Genomic DNA, 12,846 nt, shown 5'->3' on the forward strand with positions numbered 1-12,846 from the left:
CCACTCCTTCAAAGCTCTTCTACTGTAATATGATCATTCGTGAATACACAAATTTCAGAAGCGATTTCTAGTGCATGGCGAGCAATATCTTTTGCTTCCATTTGGCCACCGTTGTGTCTTTTAAGTGCTCGTCCGGCTGCCAGCGCATAATTCCCACCAGACCCGATTGCTAAAATGCCATCATCTGGCTCAATTACTTCGCCTGTTCCCGAAACTAAAAGCAGTGTGTCTTTATCCATTACGATTAACATAGCTTCTAACTTGCGTAAAACACTGTCACTACGCCATTGTTGTGCGAGTTCCACAGATGCTCGTTCTAAGTTACCATTATATTCATTCAATTTTGCTTCAAATTTTTCAAATAATGTAAATGCGTCTGCAACAGAACCTGCAAATCCGGCAATTACTTTATCGTGAAAAAGACGACGAACCTTTTTGGCAGTGTGTTTCATTACAACCGATTCCCCAAGCGTCACCTGACCGTCACCAGCCATGGCCGCTTTTCCGTCATGTTGAACTGCAAATATCGTTGTAGCATGTAATTCCATTTCCTTAACCTCCTCCAAATTTAAGCCCTCGGATGATGTTTCATATAAGTAGACTTTAAATGCTCTTTTGTCACGTGCGTATATATCTGAGTGGATGATAAGCTAGCGTGTCCAAGTAACTCCTGTACCGTCCGCATATCCGCCCCATTATTAAGCAAATCCGTTGCAAACGTGTGGCGTAACATATGGGGATGGATTTTTCGAGTTAATGAAGCTTTGCTAATTATTTTCGTTAAACAATATCTAATGCCTCTAGTCGTCAGCGGGTCACCGTAATGGTTTACAAGTAATGCATCGTGCGACTTTTTGTAGCGAGTCATTAGCTCGGTGCGACTCGGTAAATAATCCGTTATCGCATCTTCCGCATACACACCAAACGGCACATAGCGTTCTTTATTCCCTTTTCCGCGAATCAAAATTGCTTGATAAGATGTATCTAAGTCAGGCATAAGTATCCCGGCACACTCACTCACCCGGATTCCAGTCCCGTACAACACTTCTAACAGCACCCGATCCCGCAGTGTAAGCGTTTCATTATCTTCATAAACCACTTGAAACAAAGCTTCCATTTCTTCTGAATAGAAAAATTTGGGAAGCCTTAACTGATTTTTTGCATGTGAGACATAAGTAAACGGATTTTCAGTAATAACATTCTCTCTTAAAAGAAAAGTGTAAAAACTCCGTAAACTTGAAATTTTCCTAGCTACAGTTGTTCGTGAAAAAGACTTTTGCTTTAATTCTGTCAAATAAATCCGAACATCTAGAAAAGTAACTTGCTGATAGGCCGTAATAGCTTGCTCATTTAAGAAGCGGCGAAAATCAAGTAAATCATTTTCATAAGCTGTACTTGTATTTACTGAATAATTTCGTTCTGAGTGAAGATAGTCAAGAAATTGTTGCTCTAACTTTCCCTCTTGTGTCATGCGTATACACCTCTCAAACACTATCATGTTAACATAACAATATCCACGTTGCAATGATTTTATCCATTTTTCGCAACTTTTTGAATTAATCTGGATTTACAATCAATTTGCATGAATTTGGTTGTTTTTGTGAAAAAAGCCACATTTATCGTCATGAGTTGTCTAGACCATTCCTCTGAAAGAAAAACTGCCTTTCCATCACTTTCAACTCCCCTAAAAAATACTAAAAGCAGCGATCGTGATGAAAAGAACAGCAAAGATTAGTCCTCAATTATTATAGTGTTTTTACAGTTGTTCTGCAACCTTTTTTATTGCATCTAGTGCTCTTTCCGCTAATTTTTCGTTACGTTCTTGTTTTGCACGAATTTTAGTTTCTAGTTCGGGGAAAAGACCAAAGTTAACATTCATTGGTTGGAACGATTTTTTACTCGCGCTTGTAATGTAATGCGCTAAACTACCAATAGCTGTTTCTGCTGGGAAAACCACTAATTCCTTCTCTTCCACAAAGTTAGCCGCATTAATTCCCGCAGCCAGACCACTAGCAGCTGACTCAACATATCCTTCTACGCCTGTCATTTGACCAGCGAAAAACAGATCATTACGTGTTTTTAATTGGTATGTTGGCTCAAGTACAGTTGGTGAGTTGATAAATGTATTACGGTGCATCACGCCATAACGAACGATTTCTGCATTTTCTAAACCTGGAATCATACCGAAAACGCGTTTTTGCTCGCCCCATTTAAGATGTGTTTGGAATCCTACCATATTATAAAGCGTTCCAGCAGCATCGTCTTGGCGAAGTTGCAAGACTGCATATGGTCTTTTTCCTGTTTTCGGATCTTCTAATCCAACTGGCTTCAACGGTCCAAACAACATCGTTTTAATTCCGCGTTTCGCCATTACTTCAATCGGCATACAACCTTCGAAAAATACTTCTTTTTCAAATTCTTTTAAAGCAGCCGTTTCAGCTGTAACCAAAGCTTCATAGAATGCGTTGAATTCTTCTTCTGACATCGGGCAATTTAAGTATGCAGCTTCCCCTTTATCATAACGAGATTTCAAATATACCTTATCCATATCAATGCTATCTTTTTCAATGATTGGTGCCGCTGCATCATAAAAGTAAAGATACTCTTCGCCAGTCAATTGTTTGATTTCTTCTGCAAGCGCAGGACTTGTAAGAGGACCTGTAGCAATAACTGTTGGGCCTTCAGGAATAGTCGTAACTTCCTCTGTATGCACGGTAACAAGTGGATGGTTTTTCACTTTGTCTGTTATGTAGCCAGAAAATTCATGGCGGTCAACAGCAAGTGCGCCTCCAGCTGGTACAGATGCTTTATCAGCTGCTTCAATAATAATAGATTCAAGTATCCGCATTTCTTCTTTAATAACTCCTACAGCATTCGTTAAGCCGTTAGCACGTAAGGAATTCGTACATACTAGTTCTGCAAATTTGTCTGTATGATGTGCTGGGGTTTGTTTGACCGGTCTCATTTCATATAAATCAACTTTTACTCCACGTTTTACCAATTGCCATGTTGCTTCACTTCCAGCTAAACCTGCTCCAATTACATTAACACTCTTTTCCATTTGTCCGCCTCCTCGCGCAATAATGGCAACACAGGAACTTTCCAAGTGTTGCCATTTTCCAATTATTGTTGGGTTGATTCTTTGTAATCACAATTTGTACATTGTACTTGTACGCCTTTTTTCAATTTCTTCTCGACCAATGCTCGTTTACTACATTTCGGACAAGGTCGCTCTACTGGTTTATCCCATGAAACGTAATCACAATCCGGATAACGATCACAGCCATAGAAAATTCGTTTTTTCTTGCTCTTTCTTTCTATTACATGCCCTTTCTCACATTTCGGACAAGTAACACCGATTTCTTTGACGATTGCTTTTGTATTACGGCAATCTGGGAATCTACTGCAAGCAAGGAACTTACCGTATTTACCCATTTTATATACCATCGGCGCGCCACAAAGATCGCAATCAATGCCGGCAGGTTCGTCTTTAATCTCGATTTTTTCCATTTCCGCGTCTGCTTTAATAACATTCGGCTCAAAACGTTTATAAAATTCATCGATTACTTTTACCCATTCGACTTCACCATGCTCTACTTCATCTAGCTCACTTTCCATGTTGGCAGTGAACTTCACATCTAAAATCTCTGGGAAATAATCTTCAATCATTTCATTTACAATTTCGCCTAGCTCCGTTGGGATAAATCGTTTATTCGTTAAAGAAACATAATTTCTGCGCTGAATTGTATCAAGCGTTGGTGAATAAGTCGATGGACGACCGATACCGATTTCTTCTAATGTTTTTACTAATCTAGCTTCCGTGTAACGTGGAGGTGGCTGCGTGAAGTGTTGACGCTGTTCGAGTGATTCGGACTGTACCTTATCTCCTTTTTTCAAATCTGGCAGAATATTTTCTTTTTCTTCCGTATTATCATCGTTACTTTCTACGTATACTTTCATGAAACCATGGAATTTAATTTTGGAACCATTTGCTCTAAAGTTAACGCCATTATTATCTAAGTCAACACGCATTGTATCAAGCACTGCTGGTGTCATCTGACTCGCGATAAATCGTTCCCAAATCAAACGGTATAGCCGAAGTTGGTCCCGCGTTAAATATTCTTTTACTTCTTGCGGACTTCTCATCGCACTTGTCGGTCTAATTGCTTCATGGGCATCTTGAGCGCCTTTTGCATTTTTATCTGAACGTTTATGATTACGAGAAAATTCAGATCCATAAGTTGCTTTAATATAATTGCCAGCTTCCAAAATAGCAGAATCGGCAATACGAGTGGAGTCAGTACGCATATACGTAATTAAACCGACTGTTCCTTGTTTACCAAGCGTGATTCCTTCATATAATTGTTGTGCGAGCATCATTGTTTTTCTTGTACGATAATTTAATTTACGAGCTGCTTCTTGTTGTAAACTGGAAGTAGTGAATGGTGCAGCTGGGTTTCTAAGTCGTTCTTTCTTCGTTACATCCGTTACATCAAATGATTTTCCTTTAATTGCAGACATAACTTCCTTGACATCATCTGCTGTGGAAAGTTTTTTCTTCTTGCCATTTACACCATAAAAATTGGCTTGGAATTTTTTCTTACCTTTAAGGAAGTTACCATCAATCGTCCAATATTCTTCTGGTTTGAAATTATTGATTTCTTTTTCTCTATCAATAATGATTCGTAGCGCAATGGATTGAACACGCCCAGCACTCAAGCCTTTTTTAACTTTTTTCCATAAAATTGGGCTGATGTTATAACCAACTAAACGGTCCAAAATTCTACGTGCTTGTTGTGCATTAACTAAATCCATGTCAATTTTGCGTGGTGTTTTAAAAGATTCTTTTACTGCTTCTTTTGTTATTTCATTAAACACTACCCGTAATTTATCTGATTGGTCTAATTCTAAACTGTTGGCAAGATGCCATGCAATAGCTTCCCCTTCGCGATCGGGATCGGCTGCGAGATAAACTTTTTTCGCTTTTTTAGCCGCTTGTTTTAATTCTTTTAAAACAGGACCTTTTCCGCGAATCGTAATGTAACGAGGTTCATAGTCATGTTCTGTGTCTACGCCCATTTGACTTTTAGGTAAATCACGCACATGTCCCATGGAAGCTTTAACTTTAAATTTCTTTCCTAAATACTTTTCAATTGTTTTTGCTTTTGCAGGTGACTCTACAATCACTAAATAATCTGCCATATCTATATATTCCTCCCTGATTTGGGTCAATACACGGGCTTTACTCGTTGTCCTAATCCTATTACAGTCTTAGCCTCGCGTTCAATAAGTTTTCAATGCTGATTTTTCACATAATTCAGTAGTAAATATTAGCCCTTCCTACTGGGTTTGTCAATGGCTTTTATGAAAAAGTCCATTTTTTGATGTTTTATAACAGCTTTCTTTAGCAAACTTATCTCAAAAAATCAGGAATTGCAAGTCAAATCACTTAAAAATGATAATTTCAGTATAATTATGGCTTAATTTGAAAAAATTCTTCTATTATATTGTTTGCATTCATAACTAACTTGGCACCTTCTTGAATTAAATAGTTCGTCCCTTTCCATGTGTCGATAAAAATGTTTCCTGGAACTGCGAATACTTGCCTATTTTGTTCTAGCGCCATGTCAGCTGTAATCAAGGAACCACTTCGTTCTGCGGCTTCTATTATTACCGTCCCGATCGACAATCCGCTAATGATGCGATTTCTTTCTGGGAATTTCCATCTTCTTGCTTCTTCATCTGGCAAATATTCACTTAAAAGCAAACCATCTCGCGCAATATCATTGGCAAGTAATTGATTTTTTAGTGGATAAATATTATTGACTCCTGAACCAAGCACGGCGATTGTTGCGCCGTCTTTTTGTAAAGCGGCTTTATGTGCGGTAGTATCAATTCCTATGGCCATTCCGCTAACAATTGTTAGCTGGTGCTCTGAAAGTTCGCTAGCAATTTTCCTGCATGCTTTCCTCCCGTATTCACTCATCTGTCTAGTCCCAACAATAGCAATTGCTTGTTTCTGTAGTAAGTCTATGTTCCCTTTACAAAATAAAATTGGCGGTGCTTCATAAATCTCTCTAAGGAGTGCAGGGTAGTGATCGTCTAAAATCCAAACTGGTGTAATATCTTCATAAAAAAACATTTCCGCAGTCTCAATTTCAGTTAAAACTTGTGCTTTCTTATCCGCCTTAAAGAAAGCATCAGCAAAAGTTTCGCTTGGCATCTCCCACTGCTCTAATTCTGTTAATTTTTGCCAAATGACTGCTCTTTTTTTGGCAGAGATAGACTTACAGGAAGCGATTTTCAGCCATGTATTTCGTTGTTTTAAATCCATATGTTGTCCCTCCCGTAGTAGTTAATGCTAGTGTACAAACATTACGCTTTTTTGTAAAATGACTAAAATCTAAAAAGCAGCACAAAAAAACGTATTTTCGCAAGTGAAAATACGTTTTTGACTATAGGATTTTACTGTTTTAAACTATCAAAATTCAACTTTGCTTCTTTTACTGGTGAAAAACTCAGGCGATGAATCGGACAAATACCAATTGAATCTAATCCAGTCAAATGGTTCTTTGTTCCGTAGCCCATATTGTTTGCAAAATCGTAACCAGGATACTTCTCATCGTACATCTGCATTAATCTGTCTCTTGTAACTTTCGCAATGATAGACGCAGCGGCGATGGAAATGCTTTTAGTATCCCCTTTTATGAGTGATAATTCGGCTTCCATGTATTTGAGCGGCATCGCATCGATTAAAACAAAATCTGGCTTCGGTACTAGTTGGTCTAAAGATTCACGCATCGCTAATTTTGTCGCTTCATAGATATTTACTTGATCAATTACATCGTGTTCAATAATTCCTACACCGATCGCTATTGCTTCTGCTTTGATCGTTTCGAATAAAGCGTCGCGTTTTGCTTCACTTAATTGTTTCGAATCATTAATGCCCACAATAGAAAAATCAGCTGGTAAAATAACTGCAGCTGCAACAACGGGACCAGCGAGCGGGCCACGACCAACCTCATCCACTCCAGCGATATATTGGTAGCCTTGTTGGAATAAGTCTGCTTCATATTGTTTCATTTCTTCTAGTTTGGCAATTAGTTTTGCTTCTTTTTCCCATTTTCTTCTTGTTGATTGTAGTAGTTTTTCTACACCTTTCCGTTCATCTTGAAGGCATAATTGAAAAAAGGGATCATTTTCTGATGTGATTTCATTCAGTCGCTCCCGAATCGTTGCAATGGAATTACTCATCGCTATCATCTTCCCAGTTTGGGAAATCAAACGACATTCTACCTAGTTTTTGTTGACGAATTTCTCGGACAACCGTTTCTGCGGCGCGGGAATAATCAGGATCATTATATCGATCTAAAAGGCCTCTTTTTTCGGCAATGAAAGCTAGTGTTTCAATCGGATCTTCGGAAACAGTTTCTACTTTTAACCAATTTTGAAGACGATCTGGGTAATGATTTTCTAAGAAACGCAAACCATAGCCAGCAATCTCTTCCATTTGTAAAATATCATCTTTAATTGCGCCTGTCAGTGCTAATTTGTAACCAATTTCTTGATCCTCAAATTTAGGCCAAAGAATCCCTGGTGTGTCTAGAAGTTCTAACGTTTTCCCAACTTTTATCCATTGTTGTGCTTTCGTTACGCCTGGTTTGTTACCTGTGCGCGCAATATTTTTTTTCGCTAAACGGTTGATTAATGTTGATTTCCCAACATTCGGGATACCTAAAATCATTGCGCGAATCGCTCTTGGTTTCATACCTTTACTTCTTAAACGATCGAATTTTTCAGCCATTAATTTCTCAGCTGCTTGTTCTATTTTGAATAGACCTTTCCCTTCTTGGGCATTTACCGCTACTGCGGGCAAGCCTTTTTCAGCAAAATAGTCAATCCATTCTTTGGTCGTTTTTTCATCTGCTGTATCTGCTTTATTTAAAATAATTACTCGTCTCTTTTGGTGGATAATTTCTTCTAGCATCGGATTGGAGGAAGAAAGTGGGATACGTGCGTCCACTAATTCAAAAATCACGTCTACTAATTTTAATTTCTCCGTTACCTCACGGCGAGCTTTGGCCATATGACCTGGAAACCATTGAATTGTCATCATATACTCCTAATCTATAAGTTTGGCGTCTTCAATCGGCCAGTAACAAATTGGTGTTGTTCCTAACACCTTACTTAGTGGAATCGGCCCGATTATGCGACTATCTTTACTTGCCCGACGATTATCCCCTAACACAAAATAGGTATCTTTTGGGATAGTACCACCATCTAGTTGATCTTTAGAACTGTAATCATCTGTTAAATAGCCATCTTTCAGCTTTTGTTTGTAAGTATCTAAATACGGTTCATCATATTTTTTCCCATTGATGTAAAGTTGGTCTTCTTTATATTCCACCGTGTCGCCAGGTAAACCAATCACTCGTTTAATATATTCTTTTCCGTCTGCTTCTCGGAATACAATCACATCAAAACGATCGACCTTCCCAAAGCGATTTATAATGACACGGTCATCATTGTGAAGTGTTGGCATCATCGATATCCCGTCTACGAGAATAGGGACAAACAAATAAAAACGGATTATTATAGCAATTAATACCGCTAAAACAGCCGCCCAAATCCAAGACCATAACCGTTTTAAATTCTTCTCCTTCAAAAAACTGCACCGCCCTATTTTATACTAACAGTCTTATTATAAACGAAAAAACTTTCATTTAATAGAGAAATCCGCGAAAAAGTATCTTTCACGGACTTCTCATTATTTTCCAAATTGTATTACTGTCCCATTTACCATGGAATCATCAATAAAACCAAAAACGCGACTATCTGAACTACCGCCACGATTATCACCAAGCACAAACAGTTTTCCTTTTGGAACCGTACTTTCCCCGGTCATATCCTCTAATGTATAATCTGCTATGTATGGTTTTTGTGTCGGATCCGGATTCCAAAGCGTCAAAGTTCCTTCTGGTAAGTAACTTTCTACTTTTCGTTCTCCATTTAAATATAATTCGCCGTTTTTAAAAGCGATTTGATCACCTGGCATACCGATTACTCGTTTAATAAAATGTTCTCCTGAGCCAATCATAGGTGGTTCATCAAATACGATTATATCAAAACGATCTGGATTAGTAATTTTTTCAATAAAAATCCGATCTCCATCTTGATATGTTGGAACCATAGACGTTCCTTCTACCTTCACTGGTGCAATAACAAAGTTACGAACAACAAGTGCAATTGCAAGTGCTGCAACGATAACTAATACCCAGCTTAATAATTGGTGAGCCCCGCTTTTTTTCTTGGGCCTTTTTTCATACTGATCTGTCATCTATGTCTCCTCCTAGACTCCCCGCAGGTTCACACTAGCGTTGTAAGGATTTTCCAAATGAAATTACTTTTCCAAGCACACTATTTTGCGATATAAAGCCAATGTAGCGACTATCTTTACTAACTTGACGATTATCCCCTAATACAAAAAGTTTTCCTTTAGGGACTGTTAGAGAGCCATCAGAGTACGGGACGTCCGCCATCGTGAAATTAGGATCACCCTCTGCATCTGTTGTTAAATAGCCATTCCCCAAAGCAGCTTTCTCTGAGTCTAAATATGGTTCGTCGTATTTCTTGTCATTAATATAAAGCTGATCTTCTTTATATTCCACTTTATCTCCTGGAAGGCCAATGACGCGTTTAATATATTCTGCGTTTTCCTCGTCAGGCGCTGGAAATACAATGATATCAAAGCGTTTCGGAGTGGATACTTTGTTAATAAATAAATGCTCCCCATCATGAAGGGTCGGGTCCATTGATTTCCCATTAACAGTAACTGGAGAAATTAAAAAATAGCGAATACCAAAAGCGAGTATTAGCGCGATGAGAATTATTTTTATCCATCCAAATGCCCCAGAAAAAAATTTATTTTCACTTTTCATGTCTTTTTATCCTCTCCAATTAATATTAATAAAGTATAGCACGAAACAAGTGCGTTATTACAGTAAAACAAGCTGAGTTGATAGAAAAAATGCGCGCCAATTACGACGCGCATTTTAATCATGCAGATGTTTTAATTGGAATAATCGAACCGTCTTCTAGTTGCAGTTGCGGCTCTTCTTCTCCGCGAGCTGCTTTTTCAGTAATAATACATTTCGTAATATCATCACGGGAAGGGATTTCAAACATAACTTCTAACATAATCTGTTCGATAATCGAACGAAGACCACGTGCTCCAGTTTTACGTTCAATCGCTTCTTTCGCAATTTCAATTAAAGCAGTTGGCTCGAATTCAAGTTCAACGTCATCAAGCTCCAACATGCGTTTGTATTGTTTTACTAAAGCGTTTTTAGGTTCCGTTAAAATCGAAACAAGAGCTGCTTCATCTAATTGTTCAAGTGTTGCGATAACCGGTAAACGACCGATAAATTCAGGAATTAAACCGAATTTCAGTAAATCTTCCGGAACAACACGAGATAGATACGTTTCATCTTCTTTTAGTTTCGCGTTATCTGTACCAAATCCAATGACTTTTTCGCCCATTCGATTTTTAACGATTTGTTCGATTCCGTCAAATGCTCCACCAACGATAAATAGAATGTTTCCTGTATCAATTTGAATAAGTTCTTGATGAGGATGTTTTCTACCACCTTGAGGAGGAACGCTTGCGACAGTACCTTCCAAAATTTTCAGTAATGCTTGTTGTACGCCTTCCCCGGAAACATCTCTTGTAATAGATGGGTTTTCGGATTTGCGCGCAACTTTATCGATTTCATCAATGTAGATAATACCTTTTTCGGCTTTTTCTACATCATAGTCCGCTGATTGGATTAGTTTAAGAAGAATATTTTCTACATCTTCCCCAACGTAACCAGCTTCTGTAAGTGAAGTCGCATCTGCAATTGCAAATGGAACATTAAGAATTCGCGCTAATGTTTGAGCAAGAAGTGTTTTACCACTACCAGTAGGACCAATTAAACAAATATTACTTTTTGAAAGTTCTACTTCATCTTCTTTAGTTTCATTGGAATTAATGCGTTTGTAGTGATTATAAACAGCTACAGCAAGTGCTTTTTTGGCACGTTCTTGACCAATGACATAGTCACTTAATATATGACGGATTTCTTGAGGTTTTGGTACTTCACCAAAATCAACAAATTCAGAAATACCTAGCTCTTCTTCAATAATTTCATTACAAAGCTCGATACATTCATCACAAATATAAACACCTGGACCGGCCACTAATTTACGTACTTGATCTTGAGTCTTTCCGCAAAAGGAGCATTTAAGTTGGCCTTTTTCGTCGTTAAATTTAAACACAATATTTCACCCCTTCGCATAGGTATGTTGCATATAGGCGACTTTTTCATCTCCTATGTGTGTTAATAATATCATTTGTTTATTAGAAATGCCAATCATCTGTATTCATATTTCTACATTCAGAAGGACACGAGTATAACTCATGTCCCCCATTTTTTAATGAAATTATTAAATCAATCGAAGCTTATTTTTCCACAGCGCTATCTAATAACACGTCGATAGCTTTACGGATTTTAAGGTCAGATTTAAGTTCGCTCATATCGCCAAGTGCAGCACGAACAGCGTCTTTTTCCATGCCATATTTTTCAGCTAGTGTGGAAATTTCTTCGTCAATAGCTTCTTCAGTTGGCTCAATGTTTTCAGCTTCAGCAATTGCTTCAAGCACTAGGTTCATTTTCACGCGTTTTTCAGCGTCTTTTTCCATTTGTGCGTGCATAGCTTCTTCTGTTTGGCCAGTGAATTGGTAATATAATTCAGGAGTTAGACCTTGTGCTTGTAAATCTTGTGCAAAGTGGTTCATTAAATGATCCGCTTCATGGTGAACCATTGCGTGTGGAATGTCCACTTCTGCATTTTCAACAGCTTTCGCAATTACTTCTTCTTGTTTAGCTTGAGCAACTGATTCTTCTTTTGCTTCTTGTAAACGTTTAGAGATTTTTTCTTTTAATTCATCTAAAGTTTCTACTTCTTCGTCGATGTCTTTTGCAAGTTCATCGTCAAGCGTAGGAACTTCTTTTGTTTTTATTTCGTGTAATTTCACTTTGAAAACTACAGCTTGTCCAGCTAAATCTTCCGCATGATATTCTTCTGGGAAAGTTAACTCGATATCCGCTTCGTCGCCAGCTTTTAAGCCAACTAATTTTTCTTCAAAACCAGGAATGAATTGTCCGCTTCCAAGTTCTAGAGAATGATTTTCAGCTTGTCCGCCTTCGAAAGCTACGCCGTCTTTGAATCCTTCAAAATCAAGGATTACAGTGTCGCCGTTTTCAGCTGGAGCATCTTCTTTAACAACTAACTCAGCTTGACGCTCTTGTAATTGTTTTAGTTCAGCTTCTAATTCTTCTGTTGTAAGTGTTGTTTCGCGTTTTTCAACTTCAAGACCTTTGTAGTCTCCAAGTTTTACTTCAGGTTTTACAGTAACTTCTGCAGTTAGAACCCAAGTTTCGCCTTTTTCCATAGACTCGATGTTTACTTGAGGAGTGTCAACTGGATCAATTCCAGCTTCGTCAATTGCTGCAGAATAAACTTCTGGAAGCAAGATATCAAGTGCATCTTGGAAAAGAGCTTCTTCGCCAAAACGTTGGTTGAAAATTTGACGCGGAACTTTCCCTTTACGGAAGCCTGGTACGTTAAGAGTTTTACGTACTTTTACGAAAGCTCTATCTAGACCTTCTTTTACTTTTTCTTGTTCAATTTCAAAAGTAAGTTTTCCAACATTACCTTCTTGTTTTTCCCATTTTACTGACATGGTATAATTCCCTCCATCATCTATTTAGTTCAATTTAATTACTCTCATGACAAGTTTCAGCC

Annotated in this window: 12 protein-coding genes; all 12 read right to left on the reverse strand. The window is 38.1% G+C overall.

The window, feature by feature from the left end:
- Positions 1 to 8 precede the first annotated feature (8 nt).
- The gene (hslV, locus tag HCJ55_RS07500) at positions 9 to 548 is read right to left on the reverse strand and encodes an ATP-dependent protease subunit HslV (protein ID WP_003724001.1); all 540 of its coding nucleotides are present in this window, start codon (positions 546 to 548) and stop codon (positions 9 to 11) included.
- A 20-nt stretch (positions 549 to 568) separates the two neighbouring features.
- Entirely contained in the window at positions 569 to 1,471 is a 903-nt protein-coding gene (xerC, locus tag HCJ55_RS07505) for a tyrosine recombinase XerC (protein ID WP_185502135.1), read from the reverse strand.
- Between the two features lie 285 nt (positions 1,472 to 1,756).
- Positions 1,757 to 3,061, reverse strand: coding sequence for an FADH(2)-oxidizing methylenetetrahydrofolate--tRNA-(uracil(54)-C(5))-methyltransferase TrmFO (trmFO, locus tag HCJ55_RS07510; RefSeq protein WP_185503621.1), 1,305 nt, complete (start codon positions 3,059 to 3,061; stop codon positions 1,757 to 1,759).
- Positions 3,062 to 3,123: 62 nt separating this feature from the next.
- A complete protein-coding gene (gene topA / locus HCJ55_RS07515; protein ID WP_185503622.1) occupies positions 3,124 to 5,202 on the reverse strand; it encodes a type I DNA topoisomerase in 2,079 nt (692 codons plus the stop codon).
- A gap of 271 nt (positions 5,203 to 5,473) precedes the next feature.
- Positions 5,474 to 6,334, reverse strand: coding sequence for a DNA-processing protein DprA (gene dprA / locus HCJ55_RS07520; protein WP_185517630.1), 861 nt, complete (start codon positions 6,332 to 6,334; stop codon positions 5,474 to 5,476).
- 131 nt (positions 6,335 to 6,465) lie between these two features.
- The gene (gene rnhB / locus HCJ55_RS07525; protein WP_008947651.1) at positions 6,466 to 7,254 is read right to left on the reverse strand and encodes a ribonuclease HII; all 789 of its coding nucleotides are present in this window, start codon (positions 7,252 to 7,254) and stop codon (positions 6,466 to 6,468) included.
- Positions 7,247 to 8,113 carry a ribosome biogenesis GTPase YlqF gene (gene ylqF, locus HCJ55_RS07530; RefSeq protein WP_008947650.1) on the reverse strand — a complete coding sequence of 289 codons (867 nt, stop codon included), beginning with the start codon at positions 8,111 to 8,113 and terminating at the stop codon, positions 7,247 to 7,249. The genes rnhB and ylqF overlap by 8 nt, the downstream gene beginning before the upstream one ends.
- A 9-nt stretch (positions 8,114 to 8,122) precedes the next feature.
- Entirely contained in the window at positions 8,123 to 8,665 is a 543-nt protein-coding gene (gene sipZ / locus HCJ55_RS07535) for a type I signal peptidase SipZ (protein ID WP_185502130.1), read from the reverse strand.
- A 102-nt stretch (positions 8,666 to 8,767) separates the two neighbouring features.
- A complete protein-coding gene (sipY, locus tag HCJ55_RS07540; protein WP_008947648.1) occupies positions 8,768 to 9,337 on the reverse strand; it encodes a type I signal peptidase SipY in 570 nt (189 codons plus the stop codon).
- Positions 9,338 to 9,371: 34 nt separating this feature from the next.
- The gene (sipX, locus tag HCJ55_RS07545) at positions 9,372 to 9,938 is read right to left on the reverse strand and encodes a type I signal peptidase SipX (RefSeq protein ID WP_185506782.1); all 567 of its coding nucleotides are present in this window, start codon (positions 9,936 to 9,938) and stop codon (positions 9,372 to 9,374) included.
- A 118-nt stretch (positions 9,939 to 10,056) separates the two neighbouring features.
- Positions 10,057 to 11,316: an ATP-dependent protease ATP-binding subunit ClpX gene (gene clpX, locus HCJ55_RS07550; protein ID WP_003766662.1), complete on the reverse strand. Its 1,260-nt coding sequence runs from the start codon at positions 11,314 to 11,316 to the stop codon at positions 10,057 to 10,059.
- A 184-nt stretch (positions 11,317 to 11,500) separates the two neighbouring features.
- Positions 11,501 to 12,784: a trigger factor gene (tig, locus tag HCJ55_RS07555; RefSeq protein ID WP_008947639.1), complete on the reverse strand. Its 1,284-nt coding sequence runs from the start codon at positions 12,782 to 12,784 to the stop codon at positions 11,501 to 11,503.
- Positions 12,785 to 12,846 lie beyond the last annotated feature (62 nt).

Origin of the sequence: Listeria marthii (genome assembly GCF_014227425.1) — a bacterium.
Taxonomy (GTDB): Bacteria; Bacillota; Bacilli; order Lactobacillales; family Listeriaceae; genus Listeria; species Listeria marthii.